This is a genomic window from Nocardioides sp. CPCC 206347 (assembly GCF_048654605.1).
Classification (GTDB): domain Bacteria; phylum Actinomycetota; class Actinomycetes; order Propionibacteriales; family Nocardioidaceae; genus Nocardioides.
Map to the genome: position 1 here is coordinate 275,458 of NZ_JBMCYZ010000006.1, position 17,100 is coordinate 292,557.

Genomic DNA, 17,100 nt, shown 5'->3' on the forward strand with positions numbered 1-17,100 from the left:
CGCCTGTCTGTCATTCAGCCCTGCCAACAAGAATCGCGCCCGAATCCTGTGGGATCTCGACTGTCACGGAGGCCTCGCGAGATGGCAGCGTCGGAACCGTGCCACAGGTCTCGCGAATCGCCATCGTCAACCGCGGAGAAGCCGCCATGCGGCTCATCCACGCCGTCCGCGACCTCAACGCCCGGGACACGTCCCGCAGCGAGGTGATCCGGACGATCGCGCTCCACACCGACGTCGACGCCGGGTCGGCGTTCGTCCGTGAGGCCGACGAGGTCCACCTGCTCGGAGCGGCGGCCGACCGCCCGTACCTCGACCTCGAGGTCCTGGAGCGCGCCCTGGTCGCGACCGGGGCCGACGCGGCCTGGGTCGGCTGGGGCTTCGTGGCCGAGGACCCGGCCTTCGCCGAGCTGTGCGACCGGCTGGGCGTGACCTTCATCGGGCCGAGCGCCGACGCGATGCGCAAGCTCGGCGACAAGATCGGCTCCAAGCTGATCGCGGAGGAGGTCGGCGTCCCGGTCGCGCCGTGGAGCCGTCGCGGTGTCGACAACCTCGAGGACGCGCTGGCCAGCGCCGACGAGATCGGCTACCCGCTGATGCTGAAGGCCACCGCCGGCGGCGGCGGACGCGGCATCCGCAAGGTGACCTCCCGCGAGGAGCTCACCGACGCCTACCAGCGGACCCGGGACGAGGCCGAGCGCGCGTTCGGCAGCGGCGTGGTGTTCCTCGAGAAGCTGGTGACCGACGCCCGCCACGTCGAGGTCCAGGTCATCGCCGACGGCCAGGGCACCGCGTGGGCGATCGGCGTGCGGGACTGCTCGGTGCAGCGCCGCAACCAGAAGGTCATCGAGGAGTCCGCCTCCCCGCTCCTGAGCGAGACCCAGACCGCGGAGGTCAAGGCGTCCGCGGAGCGACTGGCCAACGCTGTCGGGTACGCCGGTGCCGGCACCGTCGAGTTCCTGTACCACCCGGGCGAGCAGGCCTTCGCGTTCCTGGAGGTCAACACCCGCCTGCAGGTCGAGCACCCGATCACCGAGGAGGTGACCGGTACCGACCTGGTCGCCCTGCAGATCCAGGTGGCGCGGGGCATCCCGCTCACGGGTGAGCGGCCGGCCGAGCGCGGCCACGCCGTCGAGGCCCGGCTCAACGCCGAGGACCCCGACCGCGACTTCGCTCCCGCCCCCGGCCGGATCAGCCGCCTCGAGTTCCCCACCGGCCCCGGCATCCGCGTCGACACCGGTGTGGGCGAGGGTGACACGATTCCCGCCGACTTCGACTCGATGATCGCCAAGGTGATCGCGTGGGGCGCCGACCGCGAGCAGGCCCTCGCCCGGCTGCGCCGTGCGATGGGCGAGACCACGGTCGTCATCGACGGCGGCGCCACCAACAAGAGCTTCATCCTGGACCTCCTCGACCAGCCCGAGGTCACCACCGGTTCGCCGACGTGGGCCGACACGGGCTGGATCGACCGGGTGCGTGCCGAAGGTCGCTTGCAGGCCGCCCGCCACTCCGGCGTGGCCCTGGTCGCCGCCGCCATCGAGGTGTACGTCGAGGAGGAGAACGCCGAGATCACGCGCTTCCTGCAGGTCGCCCACGGTGGTCGACCGCACGTCCAGCGTGACCCCTCGCGCACGATCGAGCTGAAGCTGCGTGGGTCGACGTACGGCCTCACGGTCCACCAGACCGGCCCGACGCAGTATCGCGTCACGGTCGCCGGCGGCGGTGTCGTGCGGACGGTGTCCGCGGTCCTGGACCGCATCGACGACGTGCACGGCCGGCTCACCGTCGACGGCTCCCGGTTCCGCCTGGTGACGGCCACGCACGGACCGGTGCAGATGGTCGAGGTCAACGACGTGATGCATCGGGTGAGCCGCGACGAGGGTGGCGTCGTGCGTTCGCCCGCGCCCGCCCTCGTGGTCGCCACGCCCCTGGCCATCGGCGACGAGGTCGCTGCCGGACAGCCGGTGATGGTGCTGGAGTCGATGAAGATGGAGACGGCCCTGTACGCGCCGTTCAACGGCCGGGTCAAGGAGCTGCTGGTCCGCGTCGGCAGCCAGGTCGAGACGGGCATGCCGCTGGTGCGCCTGGAGCCGACCGGGGACGCGGACGCCGAAGCGGCGAACGCAGCGCCGGCCGCCGAGCTCGACCTGCCGGAGCCGGTCTCCGCCAGCGAGCCGGACTGCATCGCCGTCCTCTCCGGCCAGCTCCTCGGGTACGACGTCGCGCCGGACCAGCGCGGAAGGTTGCTCGCCGACTACCTCTCCTCGGCCCAGCCCACGACGCTGCGCGCCGAGATGGACCTGCTCGCCCTCTTCGCCGACTTCGCCGAGCTCAGCCGCAACCGGCCCGCCGGCGACGAACCGCACACCGAGCTGCGGGTGCACAGCTCGCGCGAGTACTTCCACACCTACCTGAGCAGCCTCGACCCCGACCGCGGAGCGCTGCCGGACCACTTCCGCGACAAGCTGCAGCGGGTCCTGGCCCACTACGGCGTCACCGACCTGGAGCGGACTCCCGAGCTCGAGCGCGCGGTGTTCCGGATCTTCCTCGCCCAGCAGCACCCCTCCGACGTCGACATCGCGGTCGGTGTCCTGCAGCGCTGGCTCGGCAACCCGCCGCCCGCGGCGGAGGACGCCGTGGCCGCGCGGGCACTGCTCGACCGCCTGGTGCGCGCCACCCAGCTGCGTTTCGCCGTGGTCGGCGACCTCGCTCGGTCGATCCGGTTCGCGTGGTTCGACCAGCCGCTGGTCGATGACGAGCGCCGTACCGTCCTCGAGGGCGTGGCCGCCGAGGTCACGGCACTCACCGACCCGGCGGCCGCCGAGCGGGTCGCCCGGATCGATGCGCTCACCGAGATTCCCGAGCCGTTGGTCGGATTCCTGCGCGACCGGATGGTCGACGGGCTGCCCGAGCGGGAGCCGCTGCTGGAGGTGCTGATCCGTCGGCACTACCTGGAGTACGACCTGCACGACCTGACCGTCAGCGGACCGGGGGAGCACGCCGGCCGTCCGGTCGTGCACGCCGAGTACGCCACCGACGAGAAGGGCGCGACCCGGGTCGTCTCGACGATCGCCGACGTGACCGAGCTCGCCGATCCCGAGGGCCCGCTGGGCGCCGCGATCCGGTCGGTCCTCACCGAGGACCACGACGACGTCGTGGAGATCTACCTGCGGTGGCCGGACGCCCCCGCGGACCCGGATGCCGCGTCGGCCGAGGCCGCCAAGCTGCTGGCCGCGCACGACTTCGCCACCCGCGTCCGCCGCGTCTCGGTCGTCGTCTGCCCGGCGGCCCCGCAGCAGGTCGGCTACCACACCTTCCGTGCCGAGGGCGGTCAGCTGGTCGAGGACACCCTGATCCGCGGCATGCACCCGATGGTCGGACGCCGGCTCAACCTGTCGCGACTGCAGGAGTTCGACGTCACCCGTCTCGACGCCCCCGACGACGTCCTGCTCTACGAGTGCGTCGCCCGGTCCAACCCGGCCGACCGCCGCCTGGTCGCCGCCGCGCAGGTCCGCCAGCTCGCCGTGGTCCGCGACGAAGAGGGCCGCGTCATCGCCGTACCGCATGCCGAGCGCGCGATCGAGAACTGCCTCGAGGCCATCCGACGGGTGCGTACGGCGCGTGGTCGCGAGGGCGCCAAGCTCGACGTGAACCACGTGTGGGTCACGGTGTGGCCGGTGATCGAGGCCGACCTCGACCAGCTCACCGCTCTGCAGGGCAAGATCACGCCGCTCAGTGAGGGCGCCGGGATCGAGGAGGTCCTCGCCGAGGGTCGCGTCGCCGGTCCGGACGGCACGCCCGTGCCGCTGGCGATCCGGTTCCACGCCAAGCCGGGCGCGGGAGTGGTCGCCGATGTGATCCCCCCGCCGACCGAGCCGCTGGCACCGCTGGACGACTACACCGGCAAGGTGTTGCGGGCGCGCCGCCGCGGACTCGTCTACCCCTACGAGCTGGCCTCCGTGCTGGCCGGTGGTGGCTCGCTGGTCGAGTATGACTTCGACGCCAACGGACTGCTGTCCCCGGTCGACCGGCCGTACGGAAAGAACTCCGCTGCCCTCCTCGTCGCCGTCGTCACCACCCCGACGCCGCTCTACCCCGAGGGCATCAAGCGGGTCGTGCTCTGTGGCGACCCGATCAAGTCCCTCGGTGCGCTCTCGGAGCCCGAGTGCGCCCGCGTGATCGCGGCGATCGACCTGGCCGAGGAGCTGGACGTCCCGCTGGAGTGGTTCGCCGTGTCCGCCGGCGCCCGGATCTCCATGGAGAGCGGCACGGAGAACATGGACTGGGTGGCCGACGCGCTGCGCCGGATCGTGGAGTTCACCCAGGGCGGCGGCGAGATCAACATCGTCGTGGCCGGGATCAACGTCGGCGCGCAGCCCTACTGGAACGCGGAAGCCACGATGCTGATGCACACCAAGGGCATCCTGGTGATGACGCCGGACAGCGCGATGGTGCTGACCGGCAAGCAGTCGCTGGACTTCTCCGGTGGCGTGTCGGCCGAGGACAACTTCGGCATCGGCGGCTACGACCGGGTGATGGGCCCGAACGGCCAGGCGCAGTACTGGGTGCCCGACCTGGCCGGTGCCTTCGGCGTGCTGATGTCGCACTACGAGCACACCTACGTCCTGCCCGGTGAGGCCGGACCGCGGCGCGCGCCGTCGACCGACCCGGTCGACCGCGACATCACCACCCACCCCCACGAGGGTGACTTCAGCACCGTCGGCGAGATCTTCTCCGCGGTGCACAACCCCGACCGCAAGCGACCGTTCGACATCCGCACGGTGATGCGGGCGCTGGCCGACGCCGACCACGAGATGCTCGAGCGGTGGGCCGGCATGGCCGACGCCGACACCGCAGTGGTCGTCGGCACCCGCATCGGCGGCTACCCGGTCAGCCTGATCGGGATCGAGTCCAAGCCCGTGCCGCGCGCCGGCTTCCCTCCCACCGACGGCCCGGACACCTACACCGCGGGCACGCTGTTCCCGCGGTCGTCGAAGAAGGTCGCCCGCGCGATCAACGCCGCGTCGGGCAACCGGCCGGTCGTCGTCCTCGCGAACCTGTCCGGGTTCGACGGGTCACCGGAGTCGATGCGGAACCTGCAGCTGGAGTACGGCGCCGAGATCGGCCGCGCGATCGTCAACTTCCGCGGCCCGATCGTGTTCTGCGTGATCTCGCGCTACCACGGCGGCGCGTTCGTGGTCTTCTCCAAGCGACTCAACCCGTCGATGACCGTGCTGGCCATCGAGGGCTCCTTCGCCTCCGTGCTCGGCGGTGCCCCGGCGGCCGCCGTGGTCTTCGCAGCCGAGGTCGCCAAGCGGGCTGCCGCCGACCCGAGGGTCGCGGCGCTGGAGGAGCGGATCGACGCCGCCGAGGACGGCGAGCGTGGCCTCCTGGTGGTCGAGCTCGCCGAGCTGCGGGCCCAGTTGCGCGCGGACAAGATCGCCGAGGTCGCCGCCGAGTTCGACGGCGTCCACAACATCCACCGTGCCGTCGAGGTCGGTTCGGTGGACGAGGTGATCGCGGCCAGCGACCTGCGCCCGAAGGTGATCGAGTCGATCGAGCGCGGCCTCACACAGGGGTGATCGGGAGCGAGCGCCGGGGCTCGAACGCGAACGTGGCCCCGGTGCTGAACCGGGTCACGGCCACTTCGTCCGCCTCGGGCGTCGCCTCGTCCCGTCGTACGACGGTGAGGCGCCAGCCCGCGTCCGCGGAACCCAGCGGCTCGACCTCGACGTCCAGGTGCGGGTCGATCGCCCGCACGATCGCCTGCAACGGAGTCGTCCGGCCGGGGCCGCACAGCGAGATCCAGGCGGCGTCCTGGTGGGCGGGTGACGGGCGCACGGTGACGGTGCCGTCGGTGACGTCTGCCGTCACGTAGGCGGCCGGGTTGAGCAACGGGTGGATGGCCAGCAGCCTGGCGGCGTCCTTCACGCCCAGCGCCCGGGACAACCGGTCCGCGCCGATCCCGGCGACGCCGATGAGCTGCTTGGTGCGGATCTTCGCCAGCTCGGCCTCGGTCTCGACGCGTTCCGCGACGGCCAGTGCGAAGGCGCGGTCGAGCAGGTGCATCTGCAGGCAGACCTCGTCGGCGATCCGGACCAGCGCCGACTTCGAGAACGCGGCGAAGTCGATGTCGGACAGCAACGGGCCGCTGTAGTCGGCCAGTCCGTCGTCGGAGGCATCGATCGGGTCGAGGACCAGCGTCGCGGCCAGCGAGCGCTCGTTGACCTCGAGCGCCGGGATCGGCTGGGCCTCGGCGTGTGACTCGTCGATGATGACGCTCCACGCGCAGTGCGGGCTGGCTCCGCCGGCGATGGCCGCAGGGGAGCGGGGCGGCCGGTGGATCGGCCGGATCTGGGCCTTCGGGTGCGAGGCGACCGCGGTCGCGTCGAAGGTCGGGTCCTCGATGTCGTGGCACATGGAGCGGACGTAGTCCTCGCCCATCGGCTCGACGTCCATCAACGCACCACAGTGGTCGAGGTGGAACTCGCCGTGCCACGGGTCGTGCACCGTGTAGCGGAAGTCCATGAACTGCGGGGGAGCGCCGATGTCGAGCTGCAGCCCCTTGAAGATCGTCACGACGTCGCCCAGGCCGGGCACCTCGGGCGCGTAGCCGAGCGCCGCCTGCATCCGGCGCGTGTAGATCGGGCTCGACGCCGCCCACTCCTCGATCGCGACCTGCGCCATCTCCTCACGACCGAACGCCGCGATGCACCACGCCATGCCGGAACGGTCGATCAGCTGCCCCATGAGGAGCAGCTCGGGCACGAGGACGGCGAGCTCGGCCCGGCTCAGGTCGGCGTACCGGCTCGCCATCAGGAGCCCGACAGGTTGAGGCGCGTGGCCAGCTTGTCGAGGTACGTCATCACGGCCGTCTCGTCGGAGTCCGGGACACCCCAGATCAGCTCGGAGGCGCCGGCGGCCATCCAGTCGGCGAAGTCCTCGGCCTCGGGCCGCTTCGCCACCAGGATCCGCACGTCCGGCTGGCCGTCGCGGCCCGCGTCGGCCCACGCCTTGCGGAGCTTGTCGGCGTTGGCCGCCACGTCGCTGGTCGTGGGCGTGGTCATCCAGCCGTCCGCGTGTGCGGCGATCCAGGCGAAGGTCTTCGGGCCGGCACCGGCGCCGATGATCACCGGGATCTGGCCCTGCGGCGGCTTGGGGTAGGCCCAGCTCGGCCCGAACGAGACGAACTCGCCGTCGTACGACGCCTCTTCCTGGGTCCAGAGCGCGCGCATCGCCTCGAGGTACTCCTTGAGGACGGTACGACGCTTCTCGGCAGGCACGTGGTGGTCGGTCAGCTCGTCGGTGTTCCAGCCGAAGCCGGCGCCGATGGTGACCCGGCCGCCGGAGAGGTGGTCGAGCGTGGCGAGCGTCTTGGCCAGGGTGATCGGGTCAGACTCCACCGGGAGCGAGACCGCGGTGGACAGGCCGATCTTCGTCGTGACGGCGGCGCAGGTGGCCAGCGAGACCCACGGGTCGAGGGTGCGCAGGTAGCGGTCGTCGGGGAGGTCCTCGCCGCCCGTCGGGTGCAGAGCGTCGCGCCGGACGGGGATGTGGGTGTGTTCGGGCACGTAGATCGTGTCGAAGCCCCGCTCCTCGGCGGCCCTGGCGAGATCGGCCGGCGTGATGCCGCGGTCGGAGGTGAAGAGAACGATGCCGTTGCGCATGCGTCCACAATAAGAACACGTTCTAGAAATGTCTTGCCTCTGGCCGAAACGTCTCCTATGTTGGACACATGTCCAGTCAGGTGTTCGAAACCCCGAGGCAGGGGCTCAACCCGCGTCAGGCCGAGACGGTCGAGAAGTTGCTCGCCGCCGGGCTCGAAGAACTGCGAGCGGTCGGCCACGAGGCCATGACCGTGCGCACGGTAGCGGTACGCGCCGGGGTGTCGACCGCGACGGCGTACACCTATCTCGCCTCGAAGAACCACCTCTTCGCCGAGCTCTTCTGGCGGCACCTGACCGCCGACGAGGTGCGCGCACCCCAACCGGGCACCACCGCCGTCGAGCGGCTGCAGGCAACGGTCCGGGTGCTCACCGCCCGGCTGCGGGAGGAAGAGGCGCTCGCCGCGGCAGTCACCCCGGCCCTGCTCGGCAGTGACCCCGACGTGGCGCGGTTGCGGCTCAAGATCGGTGGCGAGTTCCTGGCGAGGTTCGAGGCCGCCCTCAGGGACCCGGACCAGCCGGACATACCCGCCGACCCGGCGGTGCTCGACGTCCTGGCCATGACCTTCATCGGCGCCCTCCTCCAGGTCGGCATGGGCCTGATGACCTACGACCAGCTCGCCGAGCGGCTCTCCTCCGCCGTCGACACGATCCTGCGAGGCAACTGATGGTTTCGACAAGCTCAACCACCGGCTCCCCACTGGTGCTCGACCCGTACGACTACGACTTCCACGAGGACCCGTACCCGCTCTACGCCCGTCTCCGGGACGAGGCCCCGCTCTTCCACAGCGAGGCCGACGACTTCTGGGCGCTGACCCGTCATGCCGACGTCTTCGACGCCTTCCGTGATGACGCCACCTTCTCCAACCAGATGGGCGTCACCCTCGATGCCAGTGCCTGGAGTCCCGACGCGCACCGGGTGATGTCGTTCCTGGCCCTCGACGGCGCCGAGCAGTCGCGGATCCGTCGCCTGGTCTCGGCCGCCTTCACGCCGCGCCGGGTGCGCGAGCTCGAGCCCGAGGTGCAGCGGCTGACCGAGCACTACCTCTCCCAGGCACTCCTCGACAACGCCGAGAACGGCGAGGTCGACTGGATCTCCACCGTCGCCGGCCGCCTGCCCATGGACGTCATCTCCGAGATGATGGGCGTGCCCGTCTCCGATCGCGACGAGGTACGACGCCTCGCCGACCTCCTCGTCCATCGTGAGGCCGGCGTGCGGGACGTGCCGCCGGCCGGGATGGAAGCGGCGTTCGCACTCTTCGGGTACTACGCCGAGATGGTGAAGCAGCGCCGAGCCGCCCCGTCGGACGACCTGACCTCGGCGCTGGTCGAGGCAGAGCTGGACGGCGACCGGCTGACCGACCAGGAGATCATCGCGTTCCTGACCCTGATGGTGGTGGCCGGCAACGAGACGACCACCAAGCTGCTCGGCAACGCGCTCTTCCACCTGTCGGCCCACCCGGACCAGCAGGCGACCGTCTTCGCGCCGTCGGCCGGGACGGACCTGGTCGCGCCGTGGGTGGAGGAGACGCTGCGCTTCGACACCTCCACGCAGATGCTGGCCCGCTACGTCACGAAGGACGTGCACCTGCACGGGCGGACGATGCCGGCCGGGTCCAAGCTGCTGTTGTTCCTCGGTGCCGCGAACCGCGACGAGCGGGTGTTCACCCGGCCCGCCGACTTCCTGATCTCGCGGTCCCGGGAGGAGCTGAGCGAGAGCCTGAGCTTCGGCACGGGGCGGCACTTCTGCCTCGGCGCGAACCTGGCGCGGCTCGAGGCGCGGATCGTGCTGGCCGAGCTGGTCCGTCGGGTGGAGGGCTTCGAGGTCCACGCCGACCGGGCCGTGCGAGTGCACTCGGTCAACGTGCGCGGGTTCGCGTCGCTGCCGACGACCTTCCGGCTCCGGGGCGCGTGATGGCGGCATCGAGGAAGCCTGTCCACCCCGACCGCCGCCCCGCCGTCGTCGCCGGCGCGTCCTCCGGGATCGGTGCCGAGACGGCGAAGGCGCTGGCCGCGGCCGGCTTCCCGGTCGCGCTCGGTGCACGCCGCGTCGAGCGGCTCGAGGAGCTGGCCGGCGAGATCCGGAGCAGCGGTGGCGAGGCGTTCGTCCGCGCCCTCGACGTGGCGTCGACCGAGTCCGTGGACAAGTTCGCGGCTGCGGTCGTTGCCGAGCTCGGTGACGCCGAGGTCGTCGTCTGCAACGCGGGACTGCTGGGTCCCGGTGGCCTGATCGAGTCGACCACGGAGCAGCTGGCGGCGGAGTTCGACGTCAACGTGCTGGGCGCCCACCGGCTGATCCGTGCCTTCGGCACGGGGATGGTCGAGCGGCAGCGTGGCGACCTGGTCTTCGTCTCCTCCGACACGGCCCTGCGGGCCCGCCCCTTCATGCGCGGCTACAGTGCGACCAAGTCGGGCCTGGAGGGCCTGGTCGAGGCGCTGCAGATGGAGCTCGAGGGATCCGGCGTGCGGGCATCGGTCGTGCGCCCGGGTCCGACCTGGTCGGAGATGGGCTCGGACTGGGACGCGGAGGCGGGGGCGAAGGTCCTCACTGAGTGGATCAAGTGGGGCCACGCCCGGCACTCCCACTTCCTCAAGGCCACGGCCATCGCGGACGCGATCGTCACGGTGGTCAGCGCGCCGCGTGGCGTGCACATCAGCCCGGTCGACGTGAACCCCGAAGCACCACTGGAGAAGAGATGACGCTCGAAGCCATTCCGTCGGTGTCGGTCGTCCTCGACGACCAGGACCCGTCGGTGCCCGCGATCATCAAGGGCACCGGCCACCTCCCCGAGATGCGGGTCGACCCGATCACCCTGTTCCACCGGGTCCGCGAGGAATGCGGTGACATCGGCCGGTTCCGGCTGGCCGACAAGGAGGTCGTCCTGGTCACCGGTGCCGAGGCCAACGAGGCCTTCTTCCGGGCTCCCGAGAACGTGCTTGACCAGGCGGCGGCGTACCCCTTCATGACCCCGATCTTCGGGAAGGGCGTCGTCTTCGACGCCTCGCCCGAGGAGCGCCAGCAGATGCTGAAGAACCAGGCCCTGCGCGGCGACATGATGCGCGGGCACGCGCAGACCATCGAGGCGGAGATCCGCAAGATGGTCGCCGACTGGGGCGACGAGGGCGAGATCGACCTGCTCGACTTCTTCGCCGAGCTGACCATCTACACCACCTCGTCCTGCCTGATCGGCAAGCCGTTCCGCGACCAGCTCGACAGCTCCTTCGCGTCGGTCTACCACCAGCTCGAGCACGGCACCGATGCCATCGCGTACGTCGACCCGTACGCCGACATCGAGAACTTCCGGCTGCGCGACGAGGCCCGTGAGGAGCTCGTCGCCAAGGTGCAGGCGATCCTCGACGCCCGCATCGCACGGGGCGAGGTGCCGAAGGAGGACCGCGACCTGCTCGACGTGCTGATCGCCGTGGGCATGGACGCCGACTACATCACCGGCATCTTCATCTCGATGATGTTCGCCGGCCACCACACCTCCTCGGGCACGGCGTCATGGGCGATGATCGAGCTGCTCCGCAATCCCTCGGTCATGCAGGACGTCGTCGCCGAGCTGGACGCGCTGTATGCCCCGGACGCCGACGGCACCGCCCCCGAGGTGTCCTTCCAGGCGCTGCGGTCGATCCCGGTCCTCGAGGCCACGCTCAAGGAGACCCTGCGGCTGCATCCGCCGCTGGTCATCCTGATGCGGCTCGTGCAGGAGGACTTCGACCTGCTCGGCCACACGATCCCGGCCGGCACCGTCCTCGCCGCGTCGCCACGCGTCTCGAACCGGATCGAGGAGGACTTCCCCAAGGCTGACGAGTTCGACCCGGGCCGGTACGTCGACCCGCGCCAGGAGGACCTCCAGAACCGCTGGACGTGGATCCCGTTCGGCGCCGGCAAGCACCGGTGCGTCGGGAACGCGTTCGCGATGATGCAGATGAAGGCGATCTTCTCGGTCATCCTGCGCGACTTCGAGTTCGAAGCCGTGCAGCCGCTCGACTCGTACCGCGACGACGTCTCCAAGATGGTCATCCAGCTCGCCCAGCCCGCGAGGGTCCGCTACCGCCGGCGTGCGTCATGAAGGTCGTCGCCGACACGGGGATCTGCCAGGGCCACCAGCTCTGCCAGGGCGAGGCGCCCGACGTCTTCGGGTTCGACGAGGACGCCGACGCGGTCGTCGTACTCGATGAACACCCTGCCGAGTCGCGTCGCGCCGACGTCACCACCGCTGTGAAGTACTGCCCCGCTTTCGCCCTTTCGATCGAAGAGGACTGACCCATGAGTGACCCGACCCCATCGTTGGCCCCCGCCCTGAGCCGGGCCGAGATCGAGGAGTTCTGGGACTCCTGGCTCGACGTCAACCGCCGCGCCGAGCAGAGCGGCGACTGGCGCGTCATGGCCGACTGGTACGCCGAGGACGCCACCTACGGCTGGATGTACAGCCACGACGAGCACTTCATGGCGGTCGGTCGTGACCAGATCCGGGACTGGGCGATCGGCATCGAGATGGACGGTTTCGACGGCTGGCACTACGACTACGTCTGCACGATGATCGACGAGAAGAAGTCGATGGTGCTGGGCTTCTGGAAGCAGCGGTCCGGGATCACCAACGACGAGACCGGTGAGGAGTACGAGATCCTCGGCATCGGCGGCTCCTGGTTCGGGGTCGAGCGGCAGACCACGGGTGCCGACGCCGGGCAGGTCAAGATCGCCTGGCAGCGCGACTGGTTCGACATGCCGTCGACCACCCACACGTTCATGGAGATCCTCAAGGCCGACAAGGCCTCGGACACGCTGTTGAAGCGGATGTCGGTCTTCGGCCACGAGGTGCCCGGTCACTACCACCTCAAGGACATCCCCTCGACCGTGTGGCCGCCACCGGTCGAGGCCGGTCAGTACGTCACCCAGGCCCCTCCGCAGGTCGAGGAGGTTGCGCAGCAACCGTCTCGAGACCGGAGCGCGCGATGAGCACTCCCGCTGCCCAGCAGCTGATCGACGGCAAGCTCGTCGCGGCATCCGACGGCTCGTCGTACCCGATCTTCAACCCGGCCACCGGTGCGGAGATCGGTCGCGCACCGGACGGTACGGCGGCCGACATGGAGGCCGCGATCGCCGCCGCGCGCCGGGCCTTCGACGAGTCGACGTGGTCGACCGATCGTGAGCTGCGCGTGCGTTGCCTGCGGCAGCTGCACCAGGCGCTGCTCGACAACGCCGACGACTTCCGCGCCCTGACCACGGCCGAGGTCGGCATGCCCGGCTTCATGATGATGGCGGCCGGGTTCGACGTCCCGGTCGAGTCGTTGAAGTGGGTCACCGACCTGGCCGAGACCTACGAGTTCGAGACCGACCTCGGCGTCGCCGAGCCCATGGGCATCCCCTCCCGTCGCACCGTACGACGCGAGCCGATCGGTGTCGTCGCGGCCATCACGCCGTGGAACGTGCCGACCCAGATCAACCTCGCCAAGATCGGTCCGGCGCTTGCCGCCGGCTGCACCGTCGTCCTGAAGCCGGCCCCGGACACCCCGTGGGTGGCGGCGGAGCTCGGGCGCCTGGTGGCCGAGCACACCGACATCCCGGCCGGTGTCTTCAACGTGGTGACGCCGAGTTCCAACGACGTGGCCGCGGTGCTGGCCACCGATCCCCGGATCGACATGGTGTCGTTCACCGGTTCGACCGCTGTCGGCAAGGCGATCATGGCGGCGGCCGCACCGACCCTGAAGCGGGTGTTCCTCGAGCTCGGCGGGAAGTCGGCCGCGATCGCGCTCGACGACGCCGATGTCGCTGCCGTGGCTGGAGGCACCGCCTTCGCTGCCTGCATCCACGCGGGCCAGGGATGCGCGCTCACCACGCGGCTGATCGTGCCGCGGGCGAAGTACGACGAAGCGGTGCAGGTCGCCGCGGCGACGATGGAGTCCATCGGCGCCAAGGACCCAACCGACCCCGGCGCGATCTGCGGACCGGTCATCTCGCCGCTGCAGCGCGAGCGGGTGGCGGCGTACTTCGACATCGCGCTGGAGGAGGGCGGGACCTTCGCCACCGGTGGCGCGGTCATCGACCAGCCCGGCAACTGGATCCAGCCGACCGTCGTGGCCGGACTCGACAACTCCTCGCGCCTGGCGCAGGAGGAGATCTTCGGCCCGGTCCTGGTGGTCATCCCGCACGACGGTGACGACGACGCGGTCCGGATCGCCAACGACTCGGCGTACGGCCTCTCGGGCTCGGTCGACTCCGGCTCGCTGGAGCGGGCCAAGGCAGTGGCCGCACGGATCCGCACGGGCACGCTCGCGGTCAACGGTGGCGTGTGGTTCAGCCCCGACGCCCCGTTCGGCGGCTACAAGCAGTCCGGCCTCGGCCGGGAGATGGGTGTGGCCGGCTTCGAGGAGTACCTCGAGACGAAGACGATTGCTGAACCCGCATGAAGGAGACACGGATGAGGTTCCAGGACAAGGTCGTCGTCGTCACGGGCGCGGCCCAGGGCATCGGCGAGGCGTACGCAACGGCCCTTGCCGCCGAGGGCGCATCGGTCGTCGTCGCCGACATGAACGAGGAGTCCGGCGCCAAGGTCGCCGCGGCCATCAACGAGTCGGGTGGGCGGGCGGTCTTCATCCCGGTCGACGTGTCGTCGGCGGAGTCGGCGGAAGCGCTGGTGAGCAGGACGCTCGAGGAGTTCGGCGGGATCGACCACCTGGTCAACAACGCCGCCATCTACGGCGCGATGGAGTTCAACCTCCTGATCGCCGTCGACTGGGACTACTACAAGAAGTTCATGGGCGTGAACCTCGACGGCGCCCTCGTGATGACCCGCGCGGTCTACCCCGAGATCGCGAAGCGCGGCGGGGGAGCCATCGTCAACCAGTCGAGTACGGCGGCGTACCTCTACTCGGGCTTCTACGGCCTCGCCAAGGCGGCCACGAACAGCCTCACCCAGCAGCTCGCGCACGAGCTCGGTGGCCAGCGGATCCGGGTCAACGCGATCGCGCCCGGGCCGACGGACACCGCGGCCACGCGCACGCAGGCCGGCGACGCCGCCAAGGACATCGTGCGCAACTCGCTCGCCATCAAGCGGATGGGCAAGGTGGACGACATGGTCGGCGCCCTGCTCTACCTGCTGTCCGACGACGCGTCGTGGGTGACCGGCCAGATCCTGGCCGTCGACGGCGGCCAGACCTTCCGGCTCTGATGACGACACGAGTGGGGTTCGTCGGCCTCGGCAACATCGGCAAGCCGATGGCGCTGCGGCTCGCGCGCACCGAGGGCATAGAGCTGCAGGTGTACGACGTCGCGCCGGACCCGGTGGCCGAGCTGGTGGCGGCCGGGGCGGTTGCCGTGGACTCGGTCGCCGCGCTCGACGTGGATGTCGTGTGCGTGATGGTGCGCGACGACGACCAGGTTCGATCGGTCGCCGCCGACGTACCCCTCGACACGGTGCTGGTCGTCCACTCGACGGTGGCACCCGGGACGCCGGCCGAGCTCGCGGCCGCCGGGCACCGGGTCCTCGACGCTCCCGTGTCCGGAGGCGCGATGGGTGCCGCCGACGGCACGCTGGCCGTCATGGTCGGCGGAACCGACGAGGCGTTCGCCGCGGCCGAGCCCGTGCTGAACGCGCTGGGGAGCCTGGTCGTGCACGCGGGACCGATCGGCGCCGGCACGAAGTTCAAGCTCGCCCGCAACATGCTCCACTTCATCGCGTTCACGGCGACCACGGAGGCGGCACGGCTGGCCGAGGCCGCCGGACTGGACCTGAAGGCGCTCGGCCAGGTGGTGCGCCACACGGACGCGATCACCGGGGGACCGGGCGCGATCATGCACCGCGAGACCGCTGCACCGCTCGACCCCGACGACTTCTGGCACGGCGTCTTCGCCAACGTCACCTCGCTCGGGGTCAAGGACCTCGGCTTCGCGATCGACCTCGCCCACGAGCTCGGCGTCGACGTACCCCTGGCCGAGCTGGCCATCGACCGCCTCGGCCCCGGCCTGGGACTGCCGTCGGCCGGTGGTTGAGGTGCGAGCGTCAGCGAGCCTCGACACCCCCGCAACCCAAGGAGCCAACTGATGGGCAAGTTCGACGACCTCCCCGAGACCCGCCGCAAGGGCCTGGAGAAGATGGAACAGGTCTACGGCTTCGACATGACCGACGGCGACGGGGACTTCTTCCGCTACACCGCCGATCACCTGTTCGCGGACATCTGGACCCGCCCGGGGATCTCCGACCGTGACCGCCGCCTGATCCTGATCGGCATGCTCGCCGGCCAGGGCGCGGCGGACGTCCTCGGCATCCAGGTCCCGGCGGCGCACGCGGCGGGCGACCTCGACGACGAAGCACTGCGCGAGATCGTGGTGTTCGTGAGCCACTACGCCGGGTGGCCGAACGGTGCCCGCCTCAACTCGATCGTCGAGGAGACGATCGCCAAGGCGAACCGGGCCAGGGGCGTCTGAACAAGACCTTGTTAACCTCGGTGGTGATGAGCCGAGAAACGTCGGAAGCAGTACCTGATCGCTCTGCGATCGCGATCGTCCCCGCGACCCTCGCGTCGTTCCTGGGTGAGCCGCACCCCCGTGAGGCCACCGGTGCCGGCCTGGGCGTGTGGCTGATCGACACGGCACGCTTCGGCGAGGACGAGCTCGAGCTCGGCCGCAGCTGGCTCGACGAGGCCGAGCGCCACCAGGCGTCCAAGTACGTCCGGGCCGAGCTGCGCCGGGCCTACGAGATCGCGCACGCCGCCGCTCGCCTCGTCGTGGGCTCCGCGACCGACACCCCGCCGGAGAAGGTCGTGTGGGGACGTCACCCCTGTCCCGGATGCGGCGAGCCGCACGGACGACCGCGGGCCGAGGGCACCGCGATCGAGTTCTCGCTGTCGCACACGCCCGGCCAGATCCTGGTCGCGGTGGCCGACGTGCCGGTGGGTGTCGACGTCGAGCGCCACCCCGACGACCCGACGGCTCTCGCCGGTGTCCTGCACCCGCAGGAGACGGCGGAGATCGAAGCGGCGGCCCGCGGCACGCTCGACGGCGGCCGCGCCGCCGTCCGCTTCACGCGTGCCTGGTCACGGACCGAGGCCTACCTCAAGGGCATCGGCATCGGCCTGGGCCGCGACCCCCACCTCGACTACCTCGGCACCGACGACGCACCCGGCCGGACCGTCGGTGAGTGGTCGCTGCGCGACGTCGTCGTCCCCGACGGGTACGGCGCGGCGCTCGCCCTGCGCGCCTGAGTCAGCGTCTTGCGATCGCCACCGCGGCGACCAGCAGGACCATCGACCACATCAGGATTCCAGCTGTCCAGATCACACTCATGTAGACGTTCTGGAGTCCGGATCGGTTGCGTCGTCGTACAAGAACGGGTGCCCCTGAACAGCTTCGGTTGATGGGTGACAGATCAGTGTCGGTTGATCGTTGACACTCAGTTCTGAACTTTACGGCGGCGTTGGCCGCCGGGAACTTGTG

At 70.5% G+C, this 17,100-nt stretch carries 14 protein-coding genes; 12 read left to right on the forward strand and 2 right to left on the reverse strand.

The features are described 5' to 3' along the window. Positions 1–98: 98 nt before the first annotated feature. Positions 99–5,579, forward strand: a complete 5,481-nt coding sequence (locus ACOACQ_RS20650) for a carboxyl transferase domain-containing protein (RefSeq protein WP_420289201.1) — start codon at positions 99–101, stop codon at positions 5,577–5,579. Here the strand turns inward: ACOACQ_RS20650 and ACOACQ_RS20655 are convergent. Both ACOACQ_RS20655 and ACOACQ_RS20660 read right to left on the reverse strand, forming a co-directional pair. After that, a complete protein-coding gene (locus ACOACQ_RS20655) occupies positions 5,566–6,813 on the reverse strand; it encodes a hypothetical protein (protein WP_420289202.1) in 1,248 nt (415 codons plus the stop codon). The two genes, ACOACQ_RS20650 and ACOACQ_RS20655, sit on opposite strands and share 14 nt — an antisense overlap. After that, a complete protein-coding gene (locus tag ACOACQ_RS20660) occupies positions 6,813–7,664 on the reverse strand; it encodes an LLM class F420-dependent oxidoreductase (RefSeq protein WP_378597248.1) in 852 nt (283 codons plus the stop codon). Before ACOACQ_RS20660 ends, ACOACQ_RS20655 begins: the two co-directional genes overlap by 1 nt. Before the next feature lie 68 nt (positions 7,665–7,732). Here ACOACQ_RS20660 and ACOACQ_RS20665 point away from each other — a divergent pair, with 68 nt between their 5' ends. Genes ACOACQ_RS20665 through ACOACQ_RS20715 form a run of 11 tightly spaced genes read left to right on the forward strand, consistent with a single transcriptional unit; the run spans position 7,733 to position 16,868 of the window. Continuing rightward, a complete protein-coding gene (locus ACOACQ_RS20665; RefSeq protein WP_420289203.1) occupies positions 7,733–8,329 on the forward strand; it encodes a TetR/AcrR family transcriptional regulator in 597 nt (198 codons plus the stop codon). After that, entirely contained in the window at positions 8,329–9,576 is a 1,248-nt protein-coding gene (locus ACOACQ_RS20670) for a cytochrome P450 (protein ID WP_420289204.1), read from the forward strand. Before ACOACQ_RS20665 ends, ACOACQ_RS20670 begins: the two co-directional genes overlap by 1 nt. After that, complete coding sequence (locus ACOACQ_RS20675; protein WP_420289205.1) at positions 9,576–10,361, forward strand: SDR family oxidoreductase; 786 nt, start codon at positions 9,576–9,578, stop codon at positions 10,359–10,361. Before ACOACQ_RS20670 ends, ACOACQ_RS20675 begins: the two co-directional genes overlap by 1 nt. Next, positions 10,358–11,737 (forward strand): cytochrome P450, encoded by a 1,380-nt coding sequence (locus tag ACOACQ_RS20680; protein WP_420289206.1) that lies wholly within the window; start codon positions 10,358–10,360, stop codon positions 11,735–11,737. The genes ACOACQ_RS20675 and ACOACQ_RS20680 overlap by 4 nt, the downstream gene beginning before the upstream one ends. Further along, positions 11,734–11,931 carry a ferredoxin gene (locus ACOACQ_RS20685; protein WP_378600292.1) on the forward strand — a complete coding sequence of 66 codons (198 nt, stop codon included), beginning with the start codon at positions 11,734–11,736 and terminating at the stop codon, positions 11,929–11,931. Before ACOACQ_RS20680 ends, ACOACQ_RS20685 begins: the two co-directional genes overlap by 4 nt. A 3-nt stretch (positions 11,932–11,934) precedes the next feature. Next, the gene (locus ACOACQ_RS20690) at positions 11,935–12,624 is read left to right on the forward strand and encodes a hypothetical protein (RefSeq protein ID WP_378600290.1); all 690 of its coding nucleotides are present in this window, start codon (positions 11,935–11,937) and stop codon (positions 12,622–12,624) included. Beyond that, on the forward strand, positions 12,621–14,075 hold the full coding sequence (locus ACOACQ_RS20695) for an aldehyde dehydrogenase (protein WP_378600287.1): 1,455 nt from the start codon (positions 12,621–12,623) through the stop codon (positions 14,073–14,075). Before ACOACQ_RS20690 ends, ACOACQ_RS20695 begins: the two co-directional genes overlap by 4 nt. 11 nt (positions 14,076–14,086) lie before the next feature. Continuing rightward, positions 14,087–14,836, forward strand: coding sequence for an SDR family oxidoreductase (locus ACOACQ_RS20700; RefSeq protein WP_420289207.1), 750 nt, complete (start codon positions 14,087–14,089; stop codon positions 14,834–14,836). Further along, positions 14,836–15,657, forward strand: coding sequence for an NAD(P)-dependent oxidoreductase (locus tag ACOACQ_RS20705; RefSeq protein WP_420289208.1), 822 nt, complete (start codon positions 14,836–14,838; stop codon positions 15,655–15,657). The genes ACOACQ_RS20700 and ACOACQ_RS20705 overlap by 1 nt, the downstream gene beginning before the upstream one ends. Before the next feature lie 51 nt (positions 15,658–15,708). Next, positions 15,709–16,092 carry a carboxymuconolactone decarboxylase family protein gene (locus ACOACQ_RS20710; RefSeq protein ID WP_420289209.1) on the forward strand — a complete coding sequence of 128 codons (384 nt, stop codon included), beginning with the start codon at positions 15,709–15,711 and terminating at the stop codon, positions 16,090–16,092. A 26-nt stretch (positions 16,093–16,118) separates the two neighbouring features. Then, the gene (locus ACOACQ_RS20715) at positions 16,119–16,868 is read left to right on the forward strand and encodes a 4'-phosphopantetheinyl transferase family protein (RefSeq protein ID WP_378596203.1); all 750 of its coding nucleotides are present in this window, start codon (positions 16,119–16,121) and stop codon (positions 16,866–16,868) included. Positions 16,869–17,100 lie beyond the last annotated feature (232 nt).

What these genes read in the sequence shown, in the direction of transcription:
- ACOACQ_RS20665 (WP_420289203.1), top strand. Translation starts at nt 7,733, where the DNA reads ATGTCCAGTCAGGTGTTCGAAACCCCGAGGCAGGGGCTCAACCCGCGT.
- ACOACQ_RS20660 (WP_378597248.1), bottom strand. Translation starts at nt 7,664, where the DNA reads ATGCGCAACGGCATCGTTCTCTTCACCTCCGACCGCGGCATCACGCCG.
- ACOACQ_RS20655 (WP_420289202.1), bottom strand. Translation starts at nt 6,813, where the DNA reads ATGGCGAGCCGGTACGCCGACCTGAGCCGGGCCGAGCTCGCCGTCCTC.
- ACOACQ_RS20685 (WP_378600292.1), top strand. Translation starts at nt 11,734, where the DNA reads ATGAAGGTCGTCGCCGACACGGGGATCTGCCAGGGCCACCAGCTCTGC.
- ACOACQ_RS20695 (WP_378600287.1), top strand. Translation starts at nt 12,621, where the DNA reads ATGAGCACTCCCGCTGCCCAGCAGCTGATCGACGGCAAGCTCGTCGCG.
- ACOACQ_RS20670 (WP_420289204.1), top strand. Translation starts at nt 8,329, where the DNA reads ATGGTTTCGACAAGCTCAACCACCGGCTCCCCACTGGTGCTCGACCCG.
- ACOACQ_RS20715 (WP_378596203.1), top strand. Translation starts at nt 16,119, where the DNA reads ATGAGCCGAGAAACGTCGGAAGCAGTACCTGATCGCTCTGCGATCGCG.
- ACOACQ_RS20675 (WP_420289205.1), top strand. Translation starts at nt 9,576, where the DNA reads ATGGCGGCATCGAGGAAGCCTGTCCACCCCGACCGCCGCCCCGCCGTC.
- ACOACQ_RS20700 (WP_420289207.1), top strand. Translation starts at nt 14,087, where the DNA reads ATGAGGTTCCAGGACAAGGTCGTCGTCGTCACGGGCGCGGCCCAGGGC.
- ACOACQ_RS20710 (WP_420289209.1), top strand. Translation starts at nt 15,709, where the DNA reads ATGGGCAAGTTCGACGACCTCCCCGAGACCCGCCGCAAGGGCCTGGAG.
- ACOACQ_RS20705 (WP_420289208.1), top strand. Translation starts at nt 14,836, where the DNA reads ATGACGACACGAGTGGGGTTCGTCGGCCTCGGCAACATCGGCAAGCCG.
- ACOACQ_RS20680 (WP_420289206.1), top strand. Translation starts at nt 10,358, where the DNA reads ATGACGCTCGAAGCCATTCCGTCGGTGTCGGTCGTCCTCGACGACCAG.
- ACOACQ_RS20690 (WP_378600290.1), top strand. Translation starts at nt 11,935, where the DNA reads ATGAGTGACCCGACCCCATCGTTGGCCCCCGCCCTGAGCCGGGCCGAG.